Source organism: Rhizobium fabae (assembly GCF_003985135.1).
Classification (GTDB): domain Bacteria; phylum Pseudomonadota; class Alphaproteobacteria; order Rhizobiales; family Rhizobiaceae; genus Rhizobium; species Rhizobium pisi.
Genome location: NZ_ML133653.1, coordinates 95,049 through 118,444, shown reverse-complemented (window position 1 = coordinate 118,444; position 23,396 = coordinate 95,049). Strand labels below are relative to the sequence as shown.

Annotated in this window: 25 protein-coding genes; 16 read left to right on the top strand and 9 right to left on the bottom strand. The window is 62.9% G+C overall.

The genetic code is table 11. The features are described from left to right. The first annotated feature begins 98 nt into the window (after positions 1-98). From EFB14_RS19515 to EFB14_RS19500, 4 genes are all read left to right on the top strand, one after another. Positions 99-671: a TRAP transporter small permease gene (locus EFB14_RS19515; RefSeq protein ID WP_126828135.1), complete on the top strand. Its 573-nt coding sequence runs from the start codon at positions 99-101 to the stop codon at positions 669-671. 4 nt (positions 672-675) lie between these two features. Beyond that, positions 676-2,082: a TRAP transporter large permease gene (locus tag EFB14_RS19510; RefSeq protein WP_126828133.1), complete on the top strand. Its 1,407-nt coding sequence runs from the start codon at positions 676-678 to the stop codon at positions 2,080-2,082. 9 nt (positions 2,083-2,091) lie between these two features. Then, positions 2,092-3,126, top strand: coding sequence for an L-idonate 5-dehydrogenase (locus tag EFB14_RS19505; protein WP_126828488.1), 1,035 nt, complete (start codon positions 2,092-2,094; stop codon positions 3,124-3,126). A 231-nt stretch (positions 3,127-3,357) separates the two neighbouring features. Then, positions 3,358-4,521, top strand: a complete 1,164-nt coding sequence (locus tag EFB14_RS19500) for a GGDEF domain-containing protein (RefSeq protein ID WP_126828131.1) — start codon at positions 3,358-3,360, stop codon at positions 4,519-4,521. Between the two features lie 37 nt (positions 4,522-4,558). Here the strand turns inward: EFB14_RS19500 and EFB14_RS19495 are convergent, their stop codons facing one another. Beyond that, the gene (locus EFB14_RS19495; RefSeq protein WP_126828129.1) at positions 4,559-5,854 is read right to left on the bottom strand and encodes a GGDEF domain-containing protein; all 1,296 of its coding nucleotides are present in this window, start codon (positions 5,852-5,854) and stop codon (positions 4,559-4,561) included. Positions 5,855-6,052: 198 nt separating this feature from the next. Here EFB14_RS19495 and EFB14_RS19490 point away from each other — a divergent pair, with 198 nt between their 5' ends. After that, on the top strand, positions 6,053-7,690 hold the full coding sequence (locus EFB14_RS19490; RefSeq protein WP_126828127.1) for a sensor histidine kinase: 1,638 nt from the start codon (positions 6,053-6,055) through the stop codon (positions 7,688-7,690). Between the two features lie 112 nt (positions 7,691-7,802). Here the strand turns inward: EFB14_RS19490 and EFB14_RS19485 are convergent, their stop codons facing one another. The 3 genes from EFB14_RS19485 to EFB14_RS19475 are packed head-to-tail and all read right to left on the bottom strand — an operon-like array spanning position 7,803 to position 9,157. Beyond that, complete coding sequence (locus EFB14_RS19485; protein ID WP_125849052.1) at positions 7,803-8,276, bottom strand: nucleoside deaminase; 474 nt, start codon at positions 8,274-8,276, stop codon at positions 7,803-7,805. A 15-nt stretch (positions 8,277-8,291) separates the two neighbouring features. Next, a complete protein-coding gene (locus tag EFB14_RS19480; RefSeq protein WP_126828125.1) occupies positions 8,292-8,711 on the bottom strand; it encodes a nuclear transport factor 2 family protein in 420 nt (139 codons plus the stop codon). Then, positions 8,708-9,157: a VOC family protein gene (locus EFB14_RS19475; protein ID WP_126828123.1), complete on the bottom strand. Its 450-nt coding sequence runs from the start codon at positions 9,155-9,157 to the stop codon at positions 8,708-8,710. Before EFB14_RS19475 ends, EFB14_RS19480 begins: the two co-directional genes overlap by 4 nt. 51 nt (positions 9,158-9,208) lie before the next feature. Here EFB14_RS19475 and EFB14_RS19470 point away from each other — a divergent pair, with 51 nt between their 5' ends. Continuing rightward, the gene (locus EFB14_RS19470) at positions 9,209-9,811 is read left to right on the top strand and encodes a TetR/AcrR family transcriptional regulator (RefSeq protein ID WP_126828121.1); all 603 of its coding nucleotides are present in this window, start codon (positions 9,209-9,211) and stop codon (positions 9,809-9,811) included. A gap of 56 nt (positions 9,812-9,867) precedes the next feature. Here the strand turns inward: EFB14_RS19470 and EFB14_RS19465 are convergent, their stop codons facing one another. Beyond that, positions 9,868-10,680 carry an AraC family transcriptional regulator gene (locus EFB14_RS19465; protein ID WP_126828486.1) on the bottom strand — a complete coding sequence of 271 codons (813 nt, stop codon included), beginning with the start codon at positions 10,678-10,680 and terminating at the stop codon, positions 9,868-9,870. Between the two features lie 110 nt (positions 10,681-10,790). Here EFB14_RS19465 and EFB14_RS19460 point away from each other — a divergent pair, with 110 nt between their 5' ends. Next, positions 10,791-11,684, top strand: coding sequence for an NAD-dependent epimerase/dehydratase family protein (locus EFB14_RS19460; protein WP_126828119.1), 894 nt, complete (start codon positions 10,791-10,793; stop codon positions 11,682-11,684). A 21-nt stretch (positions 11,685-11,705) separates the two neighbouring features. On the opposite strand, the gene EFB14_RS19455 is transcribed toward EFB14_RS19460, so the two are convergent. The 3 genes from EFB14_RS19455 to EFB14_RS19445 form a co-directional block, all read right to left on the bottom strand. Beyond that, positions 11,706-12,224, bottom strand: coding sequence for a hypothetical protein (locus EFB14_RS19455; protein ID WP_126828117.1), 519 nt, complete (start codon positions 12,222-12,224; stop codon positions 11,706-11,708). 90 nt (positions 12,225-12,314) lie between these two features. Further along, positions 12,315-12,854 (bottom strand): GXWXG domain-containing protein, encoded by a 540-nt coding sequence (locus EFB14_RS19450; protein ID WP_126828115.1) that lies wholly within the window; start codon positions 12,852-12,854, stop codon positions 12,315-12,317. A 21-nt stretch (positions 12,855-12,875) separates the two neighbouring features. Next, positions 12,876-13,364, bottom strand: coding sequence for a metallophosphoesterase family protein (locus tag EFB14_RS19445; protein ID WP_126828113.1), 489 nt, complete (start codon positions 13,362-13,364; stop codon positions 12,876-12,878). 150 nt (positions 13,365-13,514) lie between these two features. Between EFB14_RS19445 and EFB14_RS19440 the strand changes: the two genes are divergently transcribed. After that, the gene (locus EFB14_RS19440; RefSeq protein ID WP_126828111.1) at positions 13,515-13,988 is read left to right on the top strand and encodes an NUDIX hydrolase; all 474 of its coding nucleotides are present in this window, start codon (positions 13,515-13,517) and stop codon (positions 13,986-13,988) included. A 37-nt stretch (positions 13,989-14,025) separates the two neighbouring features. Here EFB14_RS19440 and EFB14_RS19435 read toward each other — a convergent pair whose 3' ends face one another. After that, positions 14,026-15,018 (bottom strand): LacI family DNA-binding transcriptional regulator, encoded by a 993-nt coding sequence (locus EFB14_RS19435; protein ID WP_126828109.1) that lies wholly within the window; start codon positions 15,016-15,018, stop codon positions 14,026-14,028. Between the two features lie 175 nt (positions 15,019-15,193). Here EFB14_RS19435 and ltnD point away from each other — a divergent pair, with 175 nt between their 5' ends. From ltnD to EFB14_RS19395, 8 genes are all read left to right on the top strand, one after another. Next, a complete protein-coding gene (gene ltnD, locus EFB14_RS19430; RefSeq protein ID WP_126828107.1) occupies positions 15,194-16,102 on the top strand; it encodes an L-threonate dehydrogenase in 909 nt (302 codons plus the stop codon). A 6-nt stretch (positions 16,103-16,108) separates the two neighbouring features. Continuing rightward, positions 16,109-17,383 (top strand): 3-oxo-tetronate kinase, encoded by a 1,275-nt coding sequence (gene otnK, locus EFB14_RS19425; protein ID WP_126828105.1) that lies wholly within the window; start codon positions 16,109-16,111, stop codon positions 17,381-17,383. Then, entirely contained in the window at positions 17,380-18,030 is a 651-nt protein-coding gene (gene otnC / locus EFB14_RS19420) for a 3-oxo-tetronate 4-phosphate decarboxylase (RefSeq protein WP_126828103.1), read from the top strand. Before otnK ends, otnC begins: the two co-directional genes overlap by 4 nt. 2 nt (positions 18,031-18,032) lie before the next feature. After that, positions 18,033-18,797, top strand: coding sequence for a hydroxypyruvate isomerase family protein (locus tag EFB14_RS19415; protein ID WP_126828101.1), 765 nt, complete (start codon positions 18,033-18,035; stop codon positions 18,795-18,797). 113 nt (positions 18,798-18,910) lie between these two features. Continuing rightward, positions 18,911-19,897: a D-erythronate dehydrogenase gene (denD, locus tag EFB14_RS19410; protein WP_126828099.1), complete on the top strand. Its 987-nt coding sequence runs from the start codon at positions 18,911-18,913 to the stop codon at positions 19,895-19,897. Then, positions 19,894-20,667 carry an SDR family oxidoreductase gene (locus EFB14_RS19405; protein WP_126828097.1) on the top strand — a complete coding sequence of 258 codons (774 nt, stop codon included), beginning with the start codon at positions 19,894-19,896 and terminating at the stop codon, positions 20,665-20,667. The genes denD and EFB14_RS19405 overlap by 4 nt, the downstream gene beginning before the upstream one ends. 76 nt (positions 20,668-20,743) lie before the next feature. Then, the gene (locus EFB14_RS19400) at positions 20,744-21,811 is read left to right on the top strand and encodes an ABC transporter ATP-binding protein (protein WP_126828095.1); all 1,068 of its coding nucleotides are present in this window, start codon (positions 20,744-20,746) and stop codon (positions 21,809-21,811) included. A gap of 191 nt (positions 21,812-22,002) precedes the next feature. Beyond that, positions 22,003-23,307, top strand: a complete 1,305-nt coding sequence (locus EFB14_RS19395) for an ABC transporter substrate-binding protein (RefSeq protein WP_126828093.1) — start codon at positions 22,003-22,005, stop codon at positions 23,305-23,307. Positions 23,308-23,396 lie beyond the last annotated feature (89 nt).

The following is a 23,396-nucleotide window of genomic DNA, read 5'->3' as shown; positions in this document are numbered from 1 at the left end:
AGGGGGCAAGCACCGCCGAGCGCAAGACGAAATCGACACGAAGGGCACGCGCCGGCCAAACGCCGCGCCCTTCTTCCCAACCCAAAACAGGGCCGATCATGTCGCAAGAAATTCACACCTCAATCACGGCCGAGGAAATCGGCCACGAGTTCGAAGGGCACGCGCCGACCGCCAACGTCTCGGACTATGCCATCGAGGACTGGATCACGCTGATCGTCTTCTGGCTGATGGCGGGTTGCGTCTTCCTGCAGTTCTTCACGCGCTATGTTCTGAACGACAGCTATGCGTGGACCGAGGAGATCGCGATCAACTGCCTGATCGGCGTCGTCTTTCTCGGCTCCGTCATGTGCGTGCGCACGTCGCGGCACATCCAGGTGGACGTGTTCTATCACTATATGCCGGCAGGGTTGGCGCGGGTGCTGGCGACCTTCGTCGATATCGTGCGCATCTGTTTCTTCGCCTATGGCTGCACCCTGATGTGGCGCTATGTCGGGATCGTCGCCGACGAGCAGATGGTCACCGTCGAGCTGCCGCGCAACATCGTCTTCTACTCCGTTCTCGTCGCCTTCGTGCTGATGCTGATCCGCGCGGTCATCGTCTTCATCGCCAACATCCGCCGGGGCTACTCCGTTCTGGAGCGCCCCGAAGAATTCCAGACCGTCGAGGGTTGATCCGATGCTGCTGCTTCTTGGCTCGTTTCTGGTGCTGATGCTGGTCGGCGTGCCCGTCGCCATCTCGATGGCCGTCGCATCCGTGCTTTACATCGTCCTCTACGGCGTCGCGCCCGACATCATCGTCGCCCAGCGCATGATCGCCGGCGTCGAAAGCTTCCCGCTGCTCGCCGTTCCCTTCTTCATCCTGGCAGGCAACCTGATGAATTCGGCTGGCGTCACCGGCCGCATCTATTCCTTTGCCGTGGCGCTGGTCGGCTGGATGAAGGGCGGGCTTGCGCAGGTCAACATCATCGGCTCCGTCATCTTCTCCGGCATGTCCGGCACCGCGCTTGCCGACGCGGCCGGCATCGGCACGATCGAGATCAAGGCGATGAAGGATCACGGGTATCCGGTCGAGGCCGCCGTCGGCGTGACGGCGGCATCCGCCACGCTTGGACCGATCTTCCCGCCGTCGCTGCCTTTCGTGATCTACGGGATGATGGCGAACGTCTCGATCGGCGCTCTCTTCATGGCAGGCATTCTGCCCGGCGTCGTCATGACGCTGTTGATGATGATCACCGTTGCGGCCTTTGCCTACGTGAAGCGCTGGGGTTCGGACGCGCCGTTCGACGTGAGACAGCTCCTGTCGGCGGGAATGGAAATCGTCGTCGTTCTGATGGTGCCGGCGGCAATTTATCTGCTGATGCAGGCGGGCGTATCGATGAACGCCGCGGCAGGCATCGCCCTTCTGGCACTTCTCGCCCTTGACTGGTATTTCCGCTTTTCCGCCGTCATGGCGCTGATGACGCCTGTCATCCTGATCGGCGGCATGACGATGGGCTGGTTCACGCCGACGGAGGCCGCTGTCGCCGCCGTCCTCTGGTCGCTGTTCCTCGGCCTCGTGCGCTATCGCACGATGACCTTCTCCACACTTGCCAAGGCAAGCTTCGATACGATCGAGACGACGGCATCCGTTCTCTTCATCGTCACCGCTGCATCGGTCTTCGCCTGGCTGCTGACGGTCAGCCAGGCGGCGCAGCTGCTCTCCGATGCGATCCTGTCGATCACCGATAATAAATGGGTTTTCCTGATCCTGGTGAACCTGCTGATGCTGTTCGTCGGCTGCTTCCTGGATACGATCGCGGCGATCACCATCCTGGTGCCGATCCTTCTGCCGATCGTCGCGAGATTCGGGATCGATCCGGTCCAGTTCGGCCTCATCATGACGTTGAACCTGATGATCGGCCTGTTGCATCCGCCGCTCGGCATGGTGCTGTTCGTGCTGTCACGGGTGGCGAAACTCTCGGTCGAACGCACGACCATGGCGATCCTGCCCTGGCTGGTGCCGCTCTTCCTGGCGCTGATCCTGATCACCTTCGTGCCGTCCATATCGCTTTGGCTGCCGCAGCAGCTCGGGCTGTTGAGATAGGAGATCATGATGCAGACACGTCTGGCACGGCTTTACCAGAAGGGCGATCTCAGGGTCGAAGCCGACACCGTTCCGGCTCCCGGTCCAGGCGAGGTGCTTCTGAAAATGGCAGCCGCGGGCATCTGCGGCTCCGACCTGCATTATTATCAGGACGGCGGTTTCGGGCCGATCCGGGTTCGCGAGCCGATCATACCCGGCCACGAGGCCTCGGGGATCGTGAGCCAGGCGGGCGAAGGGGTCGATCTGAAACCGGGCACGCTGGTGGCGGTCAATCCCAGCCAGCCCTGCGGTGCCTGCGAATATTGCCGGAAGGGGCTGCCGATCCATTGCCTCGACATGCGCTTCATGGGCAGCGCGATGCGCCTGCCGCATGAGCAGGGCATGTTCCGGGAGTGGCTGGTCGTGCCCGCGAAGCAATGCTTCGAAGCCGGGGCAGCGACAACGGCTGCGGAAGCCGCCTGCAGCGAGCCGCTGGCCGTCTGCCTGCATGCGGCATCGCGCGCGGGCGATATCGAAGGCAACCGCGTCCTCGTTACCGGCGCCGGCCCTATCGGCTGCCTGATGGTTGCCGTCGCCCGTCATCGCGGCGCGGCCGAAATCGTCGTGACGGATCTCGCCGATGCGACGCTGGAGAGGGCCAAAGCGATGGGCGCCGGCCGCACGGTCAATGTCTCCAGGGATGCCGCGGCCCTTAGCGAATTCGAGGCGGGCAAGGGTTATTTCGATCTGGTCTTCGAATGCTCGGCCGCAGCCCCAGCCATCCGCAGCGCGATCGCGGCCATTAGGCCACGCGGAACCATCGTGCAGGTCGGCGTCACGGGCGAGATCCCGGTCCCCCTCAACGCTATCGTCGGCAAGGAGCTTCATATCCACGGAACGCAGCGCTTCCACGAGGAATTTGCCACCGCCGTCGCGCTAATCGCGAGCCGGGAGATCGATGTGCGGCCGATCATCAGCCACAGCCTGCCGCTGGAAGACGCCGATGCAGCCTTCAAACTCGCTGGCGACCGCACGACCGCCTGTAAGATCCAGCTTACCTTTTAGTCCCGCGGCGGGCTCGACCGCGAAGGGCGAAGGCTGCTCTTCCGAAAGCCCGGGGGTCCGCTTCGCAGCCGAAGGGGCCGGAACCATCCTTGGTCGAGAAAATGGCAACGCGCATACGGCTGGCGGCGATCCCGTTCGCTCCATTCATCAAGCGTCAAGCAAGAAGATTCACATAAACGTAGCTGTTGTTGATTATCTCCATCGGCGTCTTGGTTGGCTCAGAGTTCTGCGATGGATCTTGCTACGGTTCTTCTTCTCCATAAGTCGTCGTTCATCGTTGGCGCATTGTGCTTTTTTTATATGAGATGGCGTTCTCGGGAGCCTGGCCTTGATCTTCTCGCGGTCGGTGATTGCCTTCTCGCCTTCGCCTCCACACTCGCTGGATTGGGCGAGCAGGGCTCTCTTCCCCGTGAAATCTGGACCTTCGGGAGCTTTTCCGTCGGCGTGACCGGCTACGCGCTGATGGCTGTCGGGATCATCCGGTTAAGCGGACGCCGACGCAAGCTTTCGGACTGGCTGCTGGTAACGGCCGCGCTGGCCTTGTCCGTTCTCGTCGGCGTGACGCATTTGTATCTCGACAATCAAATGCGGGCCGCGATATTCAACGCAAACTCTTCGGTCTTCCTCGCCCTCTCTTCCGCCGCCATCCTGGTGGGTTTTCTCCGTGACCGGCTGCCCGGAAGAATCGGTCTTGCCGCATCTCTTATGGCCGCGATGACGTTCTCGGCATTGGTCGTCCTTGGGGTGGTTTTTCCAGAATATGGTCCGATCGCCCCGCGAAACGCCTTCTTCATGCTCATCATCTGCCACTTCTCGGTCGCGCTGTTCGTGGTGGTTCTCGTGCAGGAAAGGGCTGAGGCCAAGCTAAGCCGTCTTGCAAATACCGACGCCCTGACGGGCATTCCCAACCGCCAGAACTTCCTTGCCTCCCTCCCGCACCAACTGAAGCACGGCGACGGCTTCATCATGATCGACATCGATCACTTCAAGTCGGTCAACGACCGGCATGGCCACGAGGTCGGTGATGCCGTCCTTGTCGGCGTCGCGCAAACCATCGCCGCCGCCGCTGGAGGAAAGCTGTTGCTCGGCCGCCTCGGCGGGGAAGAGTTCGCCTTGTTCCTACGCGACCAAACGGAAGAAACTCTGTTTGCGGCGGCCGACGACGTCAGGCGAAAGATCAAGGCCCTGGCCTTTGTCGTTGACGCCGGGACCGTGAGGCCGACCGCAAGCGCAGGCGTTGCCCTCTGGAGCGACGAATGCGACGCGACGAGGCTGCGTGATCGCGCAGACCAAGCCCTCTACCGGGCAAAGCGCGGCGGGCGTGACAGGGTCGAGATGTACGCTGCCCTGGCGGCGGCGCCTCTTCCAAGCGTCGCTGCCGTCGTGGCATTTTGAACGATCCGGTCAGAGATGCATTTTTGCGCGACACCCTTCAGCGTCGCGCGGCGATCTGTTCGGCGGTCCTCTGCGGCCGGCGAAAGATGGAGACCTGATTGCGTCCCGCCTGCTTGGCGCGATAAAGCGCCATGTCGGCCTCGTGCTGGAGATTATCAAGCGAAACCCCGGGATCGCGAGCCGATTTCACCGCCACTCCGACGCTGAGCGTCACCGAAGGACCCACGGCGGAAGAGGGGTTTGGAAGGGCGGCGGCTTCCACGCTCTCGCGGATGCGCTTTGCGATCGCCACGGCCTCTTCTTCTTCGACGCCTGGAAGCACGATCAGGAATTCCTCGCCGCCGTGGCGTGAGACGAGGTCGCGATCGGCGCGCACGCTGCTCTGGATGATGCCGGCCACCTTGACGAGGCAGCGGTCGCCTTCGCTGTGGCCGAGACTGTCGTTCAGTGCCTTGAAGTGGTCGACGTCGCACATGAGCATGGCAGCGACGACGCCGGCGTCACCTTTGCTCCGCCAGAGTTCCTCCAGCGTCTCCATCATCCAGCGTCGGTTGGCAATGCCCGTCAGGGGATCGGTTCTCGCCAGCCGCTCCAGCCGGGCGTTGGCATCGGCAAGTTCCGCGACGCGGCGCTGGTCCCTGCAGTCGAGGAGAAATGTCTTCTGCGCCAGGATGTTCATCGTCCGCCGGGCAACCACGGTCGCGATGATGCCGCAGGAAAAGAACAGGGTTCCGGCAATGACACTGCCCGCTTCCACGAGCGGGTTGAACCACTGAAGGATAAAATAGAGGCAGAGGGCATAACAGGCGATCGCGATCGTCCAGGCCAGCGGCACGCTGAAGATCGTGATCGCGCTCGTTGCGACGAACAGCATGATGGTCAGATGCCGCTCGTAGAATTCGCCGCCGGCAAAGACGCCAACGAGCGCGACCGACAGAAGAATGAGGCACATGCCCCCGAGAAGCGATGCACGCTGAACCGCGGCCGGACACGGCTTGCGCCAGAGGAGCGCCGTTAAAATTGCCGCCGGCGGCAAAAGGCAGGCGGGGGCGACCATGGCGAGCGCCACGTCATGGGGAAGCAGGATCGCGTTCAGCGCCAGCGTCAGAACATCAACGAATGCCACCCAGGTCAGCCAGGAGCGAATGATTTTCGAAGTCTGCCGCCATACCCGTTCGTCGAACCGGCGGCGCAGTTCGCCCGCGAGGTGGATATCGCGGGTTCGGCCCGATAGAAGACGTTCGACCTCCGCCGCCATCGCGCTCGTCAGCGGCCGCGGCGAAGACGGCCCGGCCGCGGAATTCTCGGGGGAAACGCTTCTGGCATCGTTCATCCCTGAATTATCTAGCCGCAATCCGGAGGTCGGCAAGGCTCAAGCGCAAACGCCCTGCCGAAGTGGTTAGCTTCCCGTTCCCTCCGGCCAGGCGCATGTCCGAATTCGCACATTCCGACATTTGCTGGGCAAGATTGAGGAGCTGGTCTGGGCGAGGTCGTCTCGATCATGCTACCAACCCTTGTGAGGGGTGATGGGATGAGACTCAAGCTTGTTGCAGTTGCGGTCGCGGCGCTGGCGCCTGTTGTGGCGATGCTCGCATATAACGAGGTCGCGCTCCGCCACCAGCGCAACGAGGAAGTGCGCGCATCCGCCGCCCAGGCGGCGCGCCAGGCATCGTCGGAAGTCGAAAGGATCGTGGAGGGCCTGCATGGCCTTCTCGTTTCCGTCGCCGCCATGCCTTCCGTCCGGCACCTCGACGTCGGCACCTGCAACGAGGCCCTCAAATCGGTTGCCGAAAGCATTCCGAACGTCAGCACCATCTTCGTCGTCGGGCTCGACGGGCGGCCGGTCTGCGGCAGCACCGCGTTTCCCGAGGGCGTGCGGTTCTCCGATCGCGACTATTTCCAACAGATCCTGAACAGCAAGGACTTCACCGTCGGCACTTATACGCAAAGCCGTCTTTCCGACAGGCACGTGCTGCCGCTCGCAATGCCCTTGATGGAAGGCGACACCCTCAAGGCTGTCATAGTCAGCGGCATCCGGATGGACTGGCTGCAGAACCGCATCACCGAGCGCGGCGTCGCTCCCGGCAATGCGGTGACGATCGCCGACGGCAAGGGAACCATCGTCGCGCGCGCGCCCCTTCCGGAGCAGTTCGTCGGTACCGTGATACCCGACGAATACCAGCATCTGATCCATGCCGAGCAACCCGACGTCATCGAGCTCACCAGCCAGGACGGAACCACGCGTATCGTCGCCTATCGCCCGATCGCGCTGCCATCCAGCCCTCTCTTCGTCAGCGCCGGCTTCTCGAAACCGGAGGCCTTCGCGCCGATCGAGCGGGCGACGCTGATGAACACGCTCGCCATCATCGGCGGCGCGCTATTTTCGCTCACCGCCGCGATCTTCATCGGCAACCGCTTCATCCTCGTGCCGATCTGGCGGATCGCCGACGTGATGGAGAAATGGCGCGGCGGCCAGACGTCGGCCAGAACCGGCATGACGGGATCGGACGAACTGGAGGTCGTCGGCGCCACCTTCGACCGGCTGCTCGACGAGCTCGAGGAGCGCAGACGCCGGAACGAAGAGGTCGAGGAGGAACGTATTCTTCTCGTCCGCGAACTGGCGCACCGGGTCAAGAACGGCTTTACCTTAGTCCAGGCAATCGCCCGGCAGACCTTCTCGCGCTCCGATCCCGAGCGGTACAATTCCTTCGCCGAAAGGCTCGCGGCGCTCGCGGGCACTTATGATCTCATTCTTTCCCGGGAAGGATCGGCCTCACCGGTCCGGGATGTCGTCTCCGCCGCCTTACGGGCGCATGTCGCCTCCGAAGCCGAACACATTCGTCTCGATGGACCGGACGTGGTTCTGCCCGCCGACACCGCCCTGCCGCTTTCGCTGGTGATCCACGAACTGGCGACCAACGCGACGAAGTATGGAAGCCTCGGAAGCGAGAACGGAACTGTTGCCATCGAGTGGAGGCATGATGACGGCCGCGTCTTCCTCCTGTGGACCGAATCCGGCGGGCCGCCGGTGTCGAAACCGACGAAGCGGGGCTTCGGCTCCGTGCTCATAGAGCGCGCCTTCCCGGCAAAGGCGCAGGCACGATCCCACTCGGACTACAGGCCCGAAGGTCTCGTCTTCGAACTCGTCTTTTCGATCGGGGTGTCCTGAGCCGAGGCTCTAAAGCGCGTCGCGTCAAACCGGATTCATGCGACGCGCTTTAAGTCTTTGATTTATGCATGTCGTTATCCCAAAACCGCTGCGCACTTTTGGGCGACATGCACTAAGCCTTGCCCAGATGCTTCGGCCAGAATTCCTGATGTATTTCGGCCGCTTCGTCTTCGAGGTTCGTCGGACCAACCACGGTGACGACACGCGCGCCGGTCTGCAATACCGCCCGGCTCGGCACGTTCAATCCGATCCCGGCAATCTCGCCAAGCCGCGTTTCGGAGCAGGCAAACACCATACGTCCGATGCCCGACCAGTAAATCGCCCCGGAGCACATCGCGCACGGCTCCGTGCTGGTGTAGAGCGTGCAGTCGGCAAGATATGCAGTGTCGTAATGCTGCGCCGCCAGTTTAACCAGGTTCATCTCGGCGTGGTTCGTCATATCGTGGCCGGTGAAGACGCTGTTTTCGGCGCGCAGGATGACTTCGCCGTCCTTCACCAGCACAGAGCCAAACGGCTCGTCGCCGCGTTCCATCGCGGATTTCGAGAGCGCTATCGCCTCGCGTAAAAACGGCTCGTGATTTTCCATCAGCGTCTCCCCCAGCTAGAGCGGGATGATCTTGTCTGGAATCGGAGGGATTTCCAAGGGACTGCAAACAGGCGTGAGGTGGGTCAGTACGCACCGCCACCTGTTATCCTCCCGGTGATAGACGTCGGTGATCCATTCGTCGGCTGATATCGGTTCGCCACGGAACATGCCCGTGTTCTGCCCGCGACCGGTAACCGTAGCGACATTGCCGAGCAGATGGACGTGATGCGTCGTCTTGGTCATCGTGTCATGGCTCAGGACACTGGAACCGATCGCCGAAAGAATAGCCTGTGCAGGGATTGGGCCACGCTCAGGCGTCACCAGCACCCAATCCTCAGTGATGCAGGCGGCGATCCGGGCGGGATCGTTGGAAACCATTGCCGCGTTGAAGGCGCGCTCAGCCTCCTCGAGCGCTTCAAGGGCTGCGGCACTCATGCCGACATGTCCTCGTTCCAACGGCGTTGCATCTCCTCAGGCGTGACCTGCTCGATGGTTTGCGACAACATCCAGCGATGACCGAAGGGATCAAGCACCTGCGCCACCCGCTCGCCAAAACTCTGGTCGGTCGCCGGGCGCAACATCGTCGCCCCGGCCGACAGTGCCTGCGCCAGTGCTGCGTCGGTCGACACGGTATCCATGTGGAAGGTCACCGGCGAGCCTCCGACGGTATCGGGAGACAGGGCGCCGAAGTCCGGATATTCGTCTGCCAGCATCATCAGCGTCTCTCCGAAACGCAGCTCGGCATGGCCGATCCGCCCGTCCGAGGGATCGGTCATGCGGAAGACTTCCGTGGCGCCGAAAGCCTCCTTGTAGAAGTCGATGGCCCGGGCCGCATCCTTGACGATGAAGTAGGCGCTCACTTTTCGGGCAAATCTCGGCATGGATGATCCTCCTTGACTGGGTCTTGCATTAACGTTACGTATCGTAAAGATATGAGTCAAGAGACTAACGCAACACCTAGGAAAAGAGGGCGGCCGCCAAGCGCTGCAGCGCAGAAGCGTGCCTTGGAGGCCGCCCATGAAATCCTGATGGCTGAAGGTTTTGGTCGCATGACGATCGAAGCCGTGGCGGCGCGGTCCGGTGTCGGCAAGCCGACGATCTACCGCTCCTGGGCCAACGCGCAGGAACTGGCGATGGCCGCTCTTTTGGTCAACCGGCTACCGGAAGCAGACGTGGGAGGGGGCACGGCGCAGGCGGCTCTCGGCGCGCAGATGAGAGGACTGGTAACTGCCTTTGCGAGCACACGTGGGCGGCAGATCACCATGGCACTCGCGGCGGCCGACCCGGAAAGCGAATTCACCAAGGCCTTCCGCAATCGGGTGATCCTGTCGAGCCGCAACGCGGGTCGTATCATCCTGGAGGAGGCTCTCGCTCGTGGAGAGATCGTTGCGCCGCCTGATATGGACGCGCTGCTCGACATGATCTACGGACCGGTCTTCTTCCGGCTGCTGGTCGGCCATTGCCCGGTCTCGCCTGAATTCGGCGATGCGATCGTCAGGACCGCGTTGCGGGCCGTTGCACTGTCGGGTGCGTGAGACCCTCACGTTGCTACGGGCGAAGCTTCTGCGTTGCCATGAAAGGCTGAAGACCTCTATATCGCGCTGTTGCGCCTCAACTCGAACGGGGTCTGGCCAATCTCGCGTCGCATCCAACGGGCGAGATGGGATTGATGTGCAAATCCTGTTCGATGGGCAATTTCGCTGATGGCGAGGTCCGTCGAGACCAATAATTCACGCGCTCTTTCTATGCGACGACGCAGGACATACCGATGCACGGTCAAACCGGTCGCGGCCTTGAACCAGGTGCGAAGGTGCGAATTGCTGACGGCCGCGACCCTGCTCAATGTCTCGAGCGCAAGGCTCGTTTCGATATGTGCCTCGATGAAATCAAGCACCCGCTTCAGCTGCGCATCGGACAGCCGGATTTCCCTGACGGGCGCTGCGTCATCGAGGCCCAGCAGGCGCGCCGTTATCGCGATGCCGATGCTGTCGGCGTAAAGCGACCCGCTTGGGGAGCCGACTTCGTAGTCGGCCTGGATCGCACGCGTCAGATGCTCGATCCGTTCGTCTCGAAGGAGGTGACGCGTCTGGATTCGCCGCGATCCCCTTGCACCAAGGCCGCCGGTGACATCCTGAACGAAGGTCTCGGGAAAGCTCACCACGATCGTGTCGAAGGCGGACTCGGCCTCGAACCCGCCTGATTCACCCGCGGCCAGCAGATCTATGTCCCCGGCGCGACGGACGAAGTACTTGCCAACCTGACCGCAATAGGAGCGCGTGGCCGCGCTCGCATGGACGAGTATCCGGTGCCGATCCATTTCCGGCAGGAGAAAGCTGCCGGCCCCAAGCCGGAGCGACGCGATCGAAACGGCACCAGGCTGATACGCGGTGTGTCGCAGATTCACGGGAAGCCTCGACGATTGGCGGAACGTGCTCAAAATTTGGCGATTGCAGCGCGATTTTCAATCCGCGGTCTTGCAGACTCTGCGCATCGCAATGGTGAACAGAGGTTCAAATGAGTGTTTATGTTGTCGTCGGAGCCGGTCCGGTCGGGCTTGAAACGGCAAGGCTGCTTGGTGAGGCCGGTCATGATGTCACGATCACCAGCCGAAGCGTCAATTCGCAGGATCGGACTAATGTCAGGGCTGTCCGAGCGGACGCGACCGACGCGGAAGCGCTCACGCAGCTCTGCAAGGGCGCGGATGCGGTCTTCATGTGCGCGATGGCGCCATACGATCGCTGGCCGACGGATTTTTTCCCGATCATGGATGGCGTCACGCGCGCCGCCGAGAATGTCGGCACGAAGTTGATTGTCCTCGGAAATCTTTATGGCTACGGGTCGAACCCCGAGGGACTGCTCAGGCCCGACCAACCGCTCGACCCCAGCTCCCGCAAGGGCACCGTGCGCACCATCATGTGGCAGCGCGCATTGCGGGCCAGTGTTCCCGCCATCGAGGTGCGGGCGAGCGATTACCTCGGGCAGGGAGCCGTGACATATTTCTCGCTGTTGGCGCTGCCCTCACTTCTGGCGTCGAAGCCCGTCACTTTCCTGGGCGACCTGGACGCAAAGCATGCCTGGTCATTCACCAAGGACGTCGCACGCACTTTGGTGGCCACTGCTGGATATACAGGCGCATGGGATCGCGCTTTCCATGTTCCGTCACAACATGTCTCGCCCCGTGAACTGATCCTGAGAACAGCCGAACTGCTCGGGAAGGAGCCGCCCACCCTCGCCACGTTTTCGCAGGCGCAGATGGAGGAATTCGGCATGCACGAGCTGGTGGAGATGAGCTATCTCCTCGAAACGCCACTGCTGCTCGATGCCTCGGAGACGGAATCTCACCTCGGCGTCCACGCCCAGGAGATTAACGTGATGATCGCCGATATGATTGAGCCGCACAGAAGATAGTTTCCCCGAACCGGCGGCGCCCTATCTGCTTGCCGCGGAGGGGCGCTGCAGATCGATGCGGCTCGTCACGACGGACCGGCCCGAGGCCAGGTCGCGGTCGACCGTCTGCATCAGCAGCCGGTCCTGCCCGACCTTCTCGATTACCAAGGTTGCGTTTCGATCGCCATTGACCACCCGGGCCCAGGTGACGTTGAGGTTGAGCCTGTTGCCTTGCCGGCTTCCCACGAGCTTCGATGGCTGTCCTGACGGTCCGATGTAATTGCCAGTGTAGCGCTGTCCCGCAGCCTTGACGATTGCCGAAAACGCCCTGGTAAAGACCGCAAGGCCGCGACACGTCCCGTTCATCGAGACGGTGGACGCGCTCGTGTCCGATCTCAGGGTGCAGGAGACATTCAAGCTCGTGCCGCCGATCCTGGTGAGGACCATGCCGGCCCCGCTCCAGTCACCCCCCAAAGACTGCAGGAACCCCGCCTCCGACGTATCGGCGCGAGCCGGCAGGCAGGTGAGCGAAAGCAAAGCGGCGATCAGGACAGCGCGCATGAGGGCACCCCCGGAGTTGCGTGCGGTAATAACAGAATAGCACACCGCATTGTTCCCGCCTTCAGCGGCATTTGCCGCCGGCTTTTTCCGTCACGCGTAGCTGTTCTGCCGCGGGGCCGCCTCGACCTTCCGGAGCTTGAAGAAGTACCGGCGGGCGTCGCCCTCGACGCACATCATGCCGGCGAGCTCATCGTCGTTGATCCTGCCGAAATAGTCGATAACAGGTTGCCGGTCGTAGATCATCGCGGCGGTGGCCCTATCCTCCAGGGTCCGGAGCTTCAACGACGCGATCGTGCCCCTCGCACGGCATGCCTTCTGCAGAAAGGAAAATCCGCTGCGGGCAAGGGCCGTGCGGCCGAACGGCCCCGCCTTGATCGCCAGCCCGATCGGGATAAAACCGAGATCGATCGCCACCAGCCGATCCGGCCGCCACTGAAAGAGAAGGGCATTCGCGCGCATGTCCGCATGGAAACGCTTGCCGAACCAGCCGAGATTTTCGAGCACGCCGTCGAGCGGATGACCGGACGGGATCCCAGCGCCTCTCCACAGGCCGAGCATTTCGACCGGCTGGACGGGCTCGAGCGAGCGAAACCAGGATATCGTCTCGGATTGCGGTTCCATGCTTTTCATCTCCCTTTCTCAGCCCTGCACTCACCTCGTCGACAACAGCGTTTCGAGCGACACCGGGCGAAGGCCCTGAACATCGACGCCGACATCGTATTGGCGGGGCAGGGGCTTCAGGCGGCCATGGGAATGTCCATGCAGGTTGAGCGACTTCTTGCCCATCTTGTGCCAGGTGCGGAAAGGATAGTGGCAGAGGATCAGCAGGTGATCATCCAGCGTCATCTCGTGATAGGGCTGAACACTCGCCCATCCCTTCGCCCCCGTCGTCGTCTGCGGATCGTTATTTCCGGTGATGAGATGCTTTCGCCCGTTCAGCATGGAGAGAAGCTGGTCGCAGTCCCCGCCGCGAAAATGCATGAAGTCGCCGAGATGCCAGATGTCGTCCTCGGGCCTGACGATCTCGTTCCAGTTCCGTATCAGGGCGACGTCGTGAGCGGCCATGTCGGGAAACGGACGCCGGTCGATCTGAAGGACGCGTCTGTCTGCAAAGTGGGTATCGCTGGTGAAGTAGATCATCCAACAGAGATGGGGCGCTCGGCGCGGTTGAACAGTCGTCCCTTGATGCTCTTCGCAAGCAGGTCGTAACGAAATCCCCTGGACATGGTATTCTCCTGCATCGGCCAGCAGCCGCCAAGGAGGAGACCATGACCGTTAAAGGAGCAGCCGATGCCGGTCCGTAGCGCCGGGCTTCTCATCCATCGCCGTTTCGAGACCGAGCTGGAAGTCCTGCTGGTGCATCCCGGCGGACCGTTCTGGGCGAAGAAGGATGACGGCGCGTGGTCGATCCCGAAGGGGCTGATTGACCCGGGTGAAGACGAGCTGTCGGCAGCGATCCGCGAGACGCGGGAAGAACTCGGCATCGAGATATCGGGAGACTTCGCCCCGCTCGGCGAATATCGCCAACCCGGCGGAAAAGTGGTGGTCGCCTGGTCCGTGGAAGCGGACCCGGTGCTTGACGTCGAAAACATCAGAAGCTCGGAGTTCCAGATGGAATGGCCTCCGAGATCGGGCCGCATCCAGAGTTTCCCCGAGGTCGATCGGGCGGGATGGTTCCCGATCACGGAGGCCGGGACCAAGATCCTCAGGGGCCAGTTCGCCGTGCTTGCCGACCTCGTAAAACAGCTTGATCAAACGAAATGAGAGGGCAAAGCCCGCGAAGTTGCCTTTTCCGGCAGAGCTAATCGATCCCGGTGATCTCTGGATAGAAGGCAATCACCTTTTCAGAAGGCGGGTTTCCCCGGCTTGCAGAAAGCAGCAGGGTCGCGGCGGCTTCGCCCATCTGGCGTCGCGGCGAGATCGAGGTGGCGATCCTGATCGGCAGCGCGCGGGCGACGTCGAGCCCGTTGAACCCCGCGATCAGGACTTCCCCGGGAGAGGAAATCCCGAGTTCCAGGCAGGCAAACGCGCCGCCGGTCGCCATGTCGTCGCTGGAATAATAGATGCAGTCGAGATCGCGGGTCGCCGCCAGCATTGACATGGTCAGCCGCTTGCCATGGGCGATGGAGGAATAGGCGCCATCGACCCGCTCGTGCAGGAATGAGAGACCGTTCTCGCGCAGCACCTTCTCGAAGCCGGCCTTGCGTTTGCCGGCGCGCAAGTCCCTCTCCAACCCGCAGCCGATATAGCCGAACCGCCGCCGGCCGGCCGCAAGCAGCGCCGCCGCCATCTCTTCTCCGGCCTTGCCATGCGAAAGCCCGACGTTGAAATCGACGGGCGTGCCGTCGAGGTCTATCAGCTGGATGACGGGGATATCGGCATGCTGCAGCATCCTGACCGTTTCGGGCGGCTGGTCGAGCCCCGTCACGATGATGGCGGAGGGCCGCCAGGAGAGCATGTCGCGAATGATCTCGCGCTCCTTGGCCATGTCGTAATCGGAGATGCCGAAAACCGCCTGCATGCCGGAGCCCTGCAGCCCGGCGGAAATGCCTGCCAGCATCTCGGGAAAGACGATGTTCAACATGCTGGGAACGACGACGGCGACAAGGTTGGTGCGCTGCGACGACAGCGAGAGCGCCAGCTGGTTGCCGACATAGCTCAGCCGTTCGGCCTCCAGCAGCACTTTTTCACGGGTTTCCTTGGAGACGTCGGCGGCACCCCGAAGAGCGCGCGATGCCGTCATCTTGCTGACGCCGGCAGCAGCGGCAACCTCTTCCAAAGTGGATTTGCGCATCGCGGTGGTTCCTATCGTCGAACTGCCGCGTAAGCGGGCAACGACCAATTCATAGGCTCTTTTGTAAAAAAGGAAAGCAACCAACGCTTGACATACACGCTTGAAATAGGCTTTGTTACCGATACCGGTATCGATAACATCCCCGAAAACTTGTGTGGCACAGGAGAAATGAGCCGTGCGGGACATCAGCAAAGCAGCAGTCATCGGGCTCGGCTCCATGGGCTGGGGCGCGGCTCTCTCGCTTCTGAGGGCAGGCTTTGCCGTCAACGGCTGCGACGTCCGTCCTGAGGTGCTGCAGCGCTTTTCGGAGGCGGGCGGCAGGGCCTGTGACACGCCGGCGGCGGCAGCCGACGGCGTGCAGACAGTCTTCGTCTATGTCGTCAACAACACCCAGGTCGAGCATGTGCTGTTCGGCCCGCAGGGCGCGCTGGAAACGGCCGCGGCCGGCACCGTCTTCCTGCTCTGCACCACCATGGCGCCGAGCGCCACGATCGCCATTTCCGAGCGCCTTGAGGCAGCCGGCATGCTGATCGTCGATGCGCCGGTTTCCGGTGGCCACGTCAAGGCGCTTTCCGGCGAGATCACCGTCATGGCCTCGGGTTCGAACGAGGCTTTCGAGCGCTCCGGTGCTGCCCTCGACGCCATATCTGCGAAGATCTTCCGGCTCGGCGACCGGCCCGGCCCCGGCTCCCAGGTCAAGATGATCAACCAGCTTCTGGCCGGCGTCCATATCGCCGCCACCGCCGAAGCCATGACGCTCGCCGCCAAGGCGGGCATCGACCTCAAGACGCTCTACGACGTCTTGCGCGTTTCGGCCGGCTCCTCCTGGATGTTCGAGAATCGTGGCGAACACATCGTCGCTGGCGACTACACGCCCCGTTCGGCGGTCGATATTTTCGTCAAGGATCTCGGCATCGTCCGCTCCGAGGCCGAACGCACCGGCGGCGTCACGCCGCTTGCCGAGACGGCCCTCAATCTCTTCGTCGAAGCCTCCGAAGCGGGTCTCGGGCGCGAGGACGATGCGGCGGTGGCAAAGATCCTGGCGCGCAAATGCGGCGCCACCCTGCCCGGCATGGAAGGCTAGCCTCTCATGGGAACCGTGCTCGGCTGCATCGCGGACGATTTTACCGGCGCAACGGACCTTTCGGCCCTGCTTGCGCGAAGCGGTCTGCCCGTCTCCCTGCGCATCGGCGTGCCTTCGGAAGAGGACAGCGCGGCGGATGCCGCCGCCTTCGAGGTCATCGCGCTCAAATGCCGGACTGCGCCGGTTGCAGACGCCATCGAAGAGGCGCGGCGCGCATTCGCCTGGCTGAAACGGACGGGTGCGTCCCGCTTCTTCTGGAAATATTGCTCGACCTTCGACAGCACCCCCGAAGGCAATATCGGCCCCATCGCCGAAATGCTGATGGCCGAGCTCGGGGCGAAACAGACGATCTATTGCCCGGCATTCCCGGAAAACGGCCGCAGCATCTTCATGGGGCATCTCTTCGTCGGCGAAGACCTGTTGTCGGAAAGCCCGATGAAGGACCACCCGCTGACGCCGATGCGCGATTCCAGCCTTGTCAGGCTTCTGGCGCCGCAGGTTCGCGGCAAGGTCGGCCTTGCCAATCGCCACGTCGTCGCCCGCGGAGCCCAGGCGCTGAAGGGACGGCTGCAGGCGCTTGCCGAGGACGGCGTCAGCCATGTCATCGTCGATGCCGTCTGCGACGCGGATCTGAGCGAAATCGCCGCCGCCACCGCGGATTTTCCTCTCATCACCGGCGGCAGCGCGGTCGCCGGCCAGCTGCCGCGTCTCTATATCGAGCAGGCCATGGTTTCGCCGCCTGCCGCCCGGCGCCCGACCCTGCCGCCGCAGGGCGGGCAGATCGTACTGTCGGGCAGCTGCTCGGCGATGACGCGCAGACAAGTCGCCCATTACGGCAGCCGGAGCGCCAGCCTGCGGCTCGACCCTCTGGCGCTTGCCGCCGAAGGAGCGGGAGCGGCCGAGGCGTGGCTGGGTCAGCAGTCTCCCGATGCGGCTAAACTTATCTTCGCAACCGCCGAGCCCGACGACGTCAGGCGGGCACAGGAGAAGCTCGGCCTGGAAAAGGCAAGTGAGCTCGTGGAGCAGGCGCTGGCCGATCTGGCGCGTTCGGCCTTCCGGCGCGGCATCCGCCGCTTCGTCGTCGCCGGCGGCGAAACGTCAGGCGCCGTCACCAAGGCGCTTGGCGTGACACGGCTGGAAATCGGGCCGGAAATTGCCCCCGGCGTTCCCTGGACCTTTGCGGAGGTGGAGGGCGAGCGGGTCGCCCTTGCGCTGAAGTCGGGCAATTTTGGCCGCGAAACCTTCTTCACTGATGCGCTTGATCTGCTGGAGGCGGCATGAGCGAGGAAACCAGGCTGCGGGAAGACATATGCGCCATGGCGAAATCGCTCTACGATCGCGGACTGACATCAGGCTCGTCGGGCAATATCTCCGCGCGCCTCAGTGACGGGCGCCTGCTGGTGACGCCGACGGGAAGCTCGTTCGGCAGGCTCGATCCGGCGCGCCTTTCCCTCTTCGATGCCGGCGGCAAATTGACCGGCGGCGACAAGCCGACCAAGGAAATGCCGCTGCATCAGGCTTTCTACGAGACGCGTCCGGCAAAGACCGGCGCGGTCGTGCATCTTCACTCCTGCCATTCCGTGGCGCTGTCGCTGCTGCCCGACGTCGATGCCGAAAACATGCTGCCGCCATTGACGGCCTATTCGATCATGAGGCTCGGCAAGGTGAAGCTGCTTCCCTATTTCATGCCGGGCGACCCGGCGATGGGCCATGCGATCCGCGGCCTTGCCGGCAAACGCAGCGCCGTGATGCTGGCGGCCCACGGCCCGGTCGTCGCGGGCAAGGACCTGGAGGCGGCGGTCTACGCGATCGAGGAACTGGAGGAGACGGCAAAGCTCGCCATGCTGACGCGCGGCGCCAATCCCACGCTGCTCACGCGTGCGCAGATCGACCAGATCGTGCGGACCTTCGACGTGGAGTGGGATTAGCGATGACCCGTTTTTCCGCCAATCTCGGCTTCCTCTGGCAGGAGCTTACGCTCCCCGACGCCATCCGCGCGGCGAAAGCCGCCGGCTTCGATGCGGTCGAATGCCATTACCCCTATGCCTTTCCCGCTGAAGCGGTCCGCGCAGCACTTGCCGAAACCGGGCTCACCATGCTCGGCATCAATACGATCCGCGGCAATGTCGAAGCCGGCGACAATGGGCTTGCGGCGGTGCCGGGGCGCGAGCAGGAAGCGCTTGAGGCAATCGCTGAGGCCGTCGATTACGCTCAAGCGATCGGCGCACTCAATGTTCATGTGATGGCCGGCAAGGCGTCGGGCGAAGAGGCCCGGGCGACATTCGTCGCAAACCTGCGCCATGCCTGCAATCTGGCCGGCAGGGCAGGGATCACAATCCTGATCGAACCGCTAAACCGGCGCGATGCGCCCGGTTATTTCCTGCAGACCTCGGAACAGGCGCTCGACATCATGGCCACCGTCGGGGCGCCGAATATCCGGCTCATGTTCGATTGCTACCATCTGCAGATCATGCAGGGCGACCTGACCCACAGGTTGCAGGCCTATCTGAATTCGATCGGGCACATCCAGATCGCCTCGGTCCCCGATCGGCGCGAACCGGATCACGGAGAGATCGACTACCGCCATATCCTGCAGGTCCTTGATACGCTTGGCTATGACAGGCCCATCGGCGCCGAATACCGGCCGGCGACGTCGACGGAAGCAGGCTTGGGCTGGCTTGGAGCCTATCGATGAAGGAGACAATGCGCATCCTGCCGATGTGATCGGCTGCCCTATATGCGAGGAGGCACCGCGACGCGCGGCGCTAATGTGACTGACGACACCGGCCAACGGGAGGAAGAGCCGACATGCATGTGATGATTTTGGGCGCGGCCGGCATGGTCGGCCGCAAGCTGGTCGAGAAGATTGCGCGCGAGCCGCTGGCGTTCGGCCGGCCCGTCACCCGCCTGACGCTGGCGGACGCCTTTCAGCCGCCGGTGCCGGAAGCGCTGCAACCCGTCTCCACGGCGCTGACGATCGATCTTGCCGGCGCTGGCGCGGCCGACAGGCTGATTGAAAGCCGTCCGGATCTGATCTTCCATCTTGCGGCAATCGTCTCCGGCGAAGCGGAGGCGGATTTCGACAAGGGTTACGCCGTCAATCTCGACGGCACGCGCGCGCTTTTCGATGCAATCCGCAAGCTCGGCCTCACAAGCGCCTATGTGCCGCGCGTCGTCTTCGCCTCGTCGATCGCCGTCTTCGGCACGCCCTTCCCGGAGGTTATTCCGGACGAGTTCTTCACCACGCCGCTGACGAGCTACGGCACTCAGAAGGCGATCGCCGAACTGCTGCTTGCCGATTATTCCCGCCGCGGCATTTTCGACGGCATCGGCATCAGGCTGCCGACCATCACGGTGCGTCCCGGCGCGCCGAACAAGGCGGCATCCGGTTTCTTCTCCAATATCCTGCGCGAGCCGCTGGTGGGCAAGGAAGCCATATTGCCGGTCAGCGACGGCGTGCGGCACTGGTTTGCCAGCCCGCGCGCGGCCGTCGGCTTCTTCGTTCATGCCGCGACGATCGATACGGCAAGGATCGGCGCACGCCGCAATCTGACCATGCCCGGCCTTTCCGCGCTTGTTTCCGAAGAGATCGAAGCGTTGCGCCGGGTCGCCGGCGACAAGGCGGTCGCGCTCATCAAACGTGTGCCCGATCCGGTGATCGAACGCATCGTCGCCGGTTGGCCGACCCAGTTCGACGCCACAAGAGCCTCTTCGCTCGGCTTCAAGGCGGAAACCAGCTTCGACGAGATCCTGCAGGTGCATATCGAGGATGAACTTGGCGGGAGGTTCGCATGAGCATAGCGGCCTGCGGAGAGGCAAAGATTGCACTGGTGACCGGCGGCGGCACGGGCATCGGACGCGCCATGTCGAGGGCGCTCGGTGCGGCGGGCTATAAGGTCGTCATTTCAGGACGGCGGGCCGATGTGCTTGAAAAGGCGGCGGCGGAGCTTGCCGGCGAGACGGGTGCGGAGTTTCTGGCCGTCCCGGCCGATGTCGGCAATCCCGCTTCAGTGCGGGCTTTGTTCGATACGATTTCGGAACGATACGGACGGCTCGACCTGTTGGTCAACAATGCCGGCGTCGGCGTGCCGGCCGTGCCACTCGAGGAGGTTTCGTTCGAGCAGTGGAACGCCATCGTCGCGGCCAACCTCACCGGCGCCTTCCTGTGCACCCAGCAGGCCTTCCGGCTGATGAAGAACCAGAGCCCGCGCGGCGGCCGCATCATCAATAATGGCTCCATCTCCGCCACCACGCCGCGGCCGAATTCGGCGCCGTACACGGCGACGAAACACGCGATCACCGGGCTCACCAAATCCACCGCGCTCGACGGGCGCGAATTCGACATCGCCTGCGGCCAGATCGATATCGGCAATGCCGCAAGCGACATGACGAAGAAGATGGCATCAGGCGTGCTGCAGGCAAACGGCAGCATCGCCACGGAGCCGACGATCGACGCCGCGCATATTGCCGATGCGGTCGTCTACATGGCGAGCCTGCCGCTCAGCGCCAACGTACTGACCATGACCGTGATGGCGACGCAGATGCCTTTCGTCGGGCGGGGGTGAAACCAACGGGCCGCCATCGGCCGAAAACGACAGAAATACGTGCCTGCGCAATGCGCATGAACTGGGAGGAGGGATTATGGCAAACGTTCAATTCGCGAATATCCGGAAATCATTCGGTGCGCATCCCGTCATCAAGGGGGTGGACATCGATATTGCCGATGGGGAGTTCGTCATCCTCGTCGGCCCCTCGGGTTGCGGCAAATCCACGCTTCTGAGGATGCTCGCAGGGCTCGAGAACATTTCCGGCGGCGAGATCAAGATTGGCGGGCGCATCGTCAATACGCTGCCGCCCAAGGATCGCGACATCGCCATGGTGTTCCAGAACTATGCCCTCTACCCGCATATGACGGTGGAGCAGAACATGGGCTTTTCGCTCATGCTCAACAAGGCGCCGAAGGCGGAAGCCGAAAAGCGGGTGAAATATGCCGCCGGCATCCTCGGCCTCGACAAGCTGCTCGATCGTTATCCGCGCCAGCTTTCCGGCGGCCAGCGCCAGCGCGTCGCCATGGGCCGCGCCATCGTGCGCGATCCCGAGGTCTTCCTGTTCGACGAGCCGCTTTCCAACCTCGATGCGAAACTGCGCGTCGCCATGCGCGCCGAGATCAAGGAATTGCACCAGCGCCTGAAAACGACGACCGTCTACGTCACCCATGACCAGATCGAGGCCATGACGATGGCCGACAAGATCGTCGTCATGCATGATGGGATCGTCGAGCAGATCGGCACGCCGCTCGAGCTTTACGACCGCCCCGCCAATCTCTTCGTCGGCGGCTTCATCGGATCGCCGGCGATGAACATGATCCATGGCAGGCTCGATCCTGATGATGCCAGCCAGTTCGTCGCGGCCAACGGCACGCGGCTGCCCGTCGCCAATCCGCCGGCGAGTGCCATGGGCCGCGACCTCGTCTATGGGCTGCGCCCCGAATATATCTCGCTCGATCCTAACGGGGTGCCGGCCGAAATCGTGGTGATCGAGCCGACCGGCTATGAGACGCACCTCACGGTCCGCCTCGGCGGCAGCGAGGTCAGTTGCGTCTTCCGCGAGCGTGTCAATGCGCGCCCGGGCGAAGCCATTCGCGTGGCGATCGACGCCGCGCATGTCCATCTCTTCGATGCCGAAGGCGGCAGGAGATTGACCCACTGATGCCATCCGGCGGTGCGGGAGAGGAGGAGCCTCTCGGTCCGCCGGAGCAGAAGCATCCCAGGGCACAAGCCTCTCAAGCGGGAATCGAGCTTCCAGGGGAGCTCTATTCCCGCGGGATGCCAGGCCGGCCTTCACCAAGCGGGAGGTGGACGCCGGAGAATTTGCCCGCTGTTTCAATGAGGAGGAATCTCATGACGATCAAGAGACGTGAATTTCTTGCTGCATCGGCAGCCGTAGCCGGTGTTGCCGGCCTCGGCACCAGGCCATCTCTGGCACAGGCCGAACCGACCTACACGCCGGAAAGCGGTGCCAGCCTGCGGCTTCTGCGCTGGACGCCTTTCGTGAAAGGCGACGAAGAAGCCTGGATCGCCAACACCAAGAAATTCACGGAAGCCACGGGCGTCGAAGTGCGCATCGACAAGGAGAGCTGGGAGGATATCCGTCCGAAGGCAGCGGTTGCCGCCAACGTCGGCTCCGGCCCCGATCTCATCATGTGCTGGTTCGACGACGCCCACCAATATCCCGACAAGCTGGTCGATCTCACCGAACTCGGCAACTATCTCGGCAACAAGTACGAGGGCTGGTACGACGGCGTGAAGGGCTACGCCACACGCGACGACAAGTTCATCGCCATGCCGCTGACGGCGATCGGCAATGCCGTCGTCTATCGCGACACCCACGTGAAGGCCGCCGGCTTCAGCGAATTCCCGCAGGATACGGCAGGCTTCCTCGAACTTTGCAAGGCGATGAAGGCAAAGGGCACGCCCGCCGGCTTCCCGCACGGCAAGGCGGTCGGCGACGGCAACAATTACGCCCATTGGCTACTGTGGAGCCATGGCGGCATGATGGTCGACGAGGGCGGCAAGGTCGTGATCAACAGCCCCGAGACGCTTGCCTCGATCAACTATGCCAAGGAGCTCTACGCGACCTTCATTCCGGGCACGGAAAGCTGGCAGGACGTCAACAACAACCGCGCCTTCCTGGCCGGCCAGGTATCGCTGATCGCCAACGGCGTCTCGGTCTACTACACCGCCAAGAACGACCCGAAGCTCGCCGACATCGCCAAGGACATCCGCACGACGAACTTCCCGATCGGGCCTGTTGGCAAGAGCGTGGAGCTTTTCCAGACGAGTTCGCTGCTGCTCTTCAAGCACACCAAATATCCCGAGGCGGCCAAGGCCTACATCAAGTTCATGATGGAAGCCGACCAGATGAACGCCTGGATCCAGGGCTCCAGCGCCTACTGCTGCCAACCCCTCAAGGCTTTCGCCAAGAACCCGGTCTGGACCGCCGATCCGATCCACGCGCCCTATGCGCGCGCTTCGGAAAAGCTGCGTCCGAACGGCTATGCCGGTCCGCTCGGTTACGCCTCGGCGGCGACGATGGCCGACTATGTGCTTGTGGACATGTACGCCGCCGCCGTCACCGGCCAGAAGTCGCCGGAAGACGCGATGAAGGAAGCCGAACGCCGGGCGAACCGCTACTACCGCATCTGATACGGAGCCGAGACAGGCGGCATGCCGGGTTCCGGCATGCCGCAAGCTTCTCTAAAGCGCGTCGCATGAACTTTGATCTATGCGCCGCG

Coding starts and splice junctions, on each gene's coding strand:
- EFB14_RS19470 (WP_126828121.1), top strand. CDS start 9,209: ATGAGTCAAGAGACTAACGCAACACCTAGGAAAAGAGGGCGGCCGCCA.
- EFB14_RS19500 (WP_126828131.1), top strand. CDS start 3,358: ATGGATCTTGCTACGGTTCTTCTTCTCCATAAGTCGTCGTTCATCGTT.
- EFB14_RS19440 (WP_126828111.1), top strand. CDS start 13,515: ATGCCGGTCCGTAGCGCCGGGCTTCTCATCCATCGCCGTTTCGAGACC.
- denD (WP_126828099.1), top strand. CDS start 18,911: ATGCATGTGATGATTTTGGGCGCGGCCGGCATGGTCGGCCGCAAGCTG.
- EFB14_RS19415 (WP_126828101.1), top strand. CDS start 18,033: ATGACCCGTTTTTCCGCCAATCTCGGCTTCCTCTGGCAGGAGCTTACG.
- EFB14_RS19475 (WP_126828123.1), bottom strand. CDS start 9,157: ATGCCGAGATTTGCCCGAAAAGTGAGCGCCTACTTCATCGTCAAGGAT.
- EFB14_RS19495 (WP_126828129.1), bottom strand. CDS start 5,854: ATGAACGATGCCAGAAGCGTTTCCCCCGAGAATTCCGCGGCCGGGCCG.
- EFB14_RS19505 (WP_126828488.1), top strand. CDS start 2,092: ATGCAGACACGTCTGGCACGGCTTTACCAGAAGGGCGATCTCAGGGTC.
- EFB14_RS19455 (WP_126828117.1), bottom strand. CDS start 12,224: ATGCGCGCTGTCCTGATCGCCGCTTTGCTTTCGCTCACCTGCCTGCCG.
- EFB14_RS19395 (WP_126828093.1), top strand. CDS start 22,003: ATGACGATCAAGAGACGTGAATTTCTTGCTGCATCGGCAGCCGTAGCC.
- otnC (WP_126828103.1), top strand. CDS start 17,380: ATGAGCGAGGAAACCAGGCTGCGGGAAGACATATGCGCCATGGCGAAA.
- EFB14_RS19460 (WP_126828119.1), top strand. CDS start 10,791: ATGAGTGTTTATGTTGTCGTCGGAGCCGGTCCGGTCGGGCTTGAAACG.
- EFB14_RS19450 (WP_126828115.1), bottom strand. CDS start 12,854: ATGAAAAGCATGGAACCGCAATCCGAGACGATATCCTGGTTTCGCTCG.
- otnK (WP_126828105.1), top strand. CDS start 16,109: ATGGGAACCGTGCTCGGCTGCATCGCGGACGATTTTACCGGCGCAACG.
- EFB14_RS19435 (WP_126828109.1), bottom strand. CDS start 15,018: ATGCGCAAATCCACTTTGGAAGAGGTTGCCGCTGCTGCCGGCGTCAGC.
- EFB14_RS19485 (WP_125849052.1), bottom strand. CDS start 8,276: ATGGAAAATCACGAGCCGTTTTTACGCGAGGCGATAGCGCTCTCGAAA.
- EFB14_RS19405 (WP_126828097.1), top strand. CDS start 19,894: ATGAGCATAGCGGCCTGCGGAGAGGCAAAGATTGCACTGGTGACCGGC.
- EFB14_RS19515 (WP_126828135.1), top strand. CDS start 99: ATGTCGCAAGAAATTCACACCTCAATCACGGCCGAGGAAATCGGCCAC.
- EFB14_RS19480 (WP_126828125.1), bottom strand. CDS start 8,711: ATGAGTGCCGCAGCCCTTGAAGCGCTCGAGGAGGCTGAGCGCGCCTTC.
- EFB14_RS19400 (WP_126828095.1), top strand. CDS start 20,744: ATGGCAAACGTTCAATTCGCGAATATCCGGAAATCATTCGGTGCGCAT.
- EFB14_RS19510 (WP_126828133.1), top strand. CDS start 676: ATGCTGCTGCTTCTTGGCTCGTTTCTGGTGCTGATGCTGGTCGGCGTG.
- EFB14_RS19445 (WP_126828113.1), bottom strand. CDS start 13,364: ATGATCTACTTCACCAGCGATACCCACTTTGCAGACAGACGCGTCCTT.
- EFB14_RS19490 (WP_126828127.1), top strand. CDS start 6,053: ATGAGACTCAAGCTTGTTGCAGTTGCGGTCGCGGCGCTGGCGCCTGTT.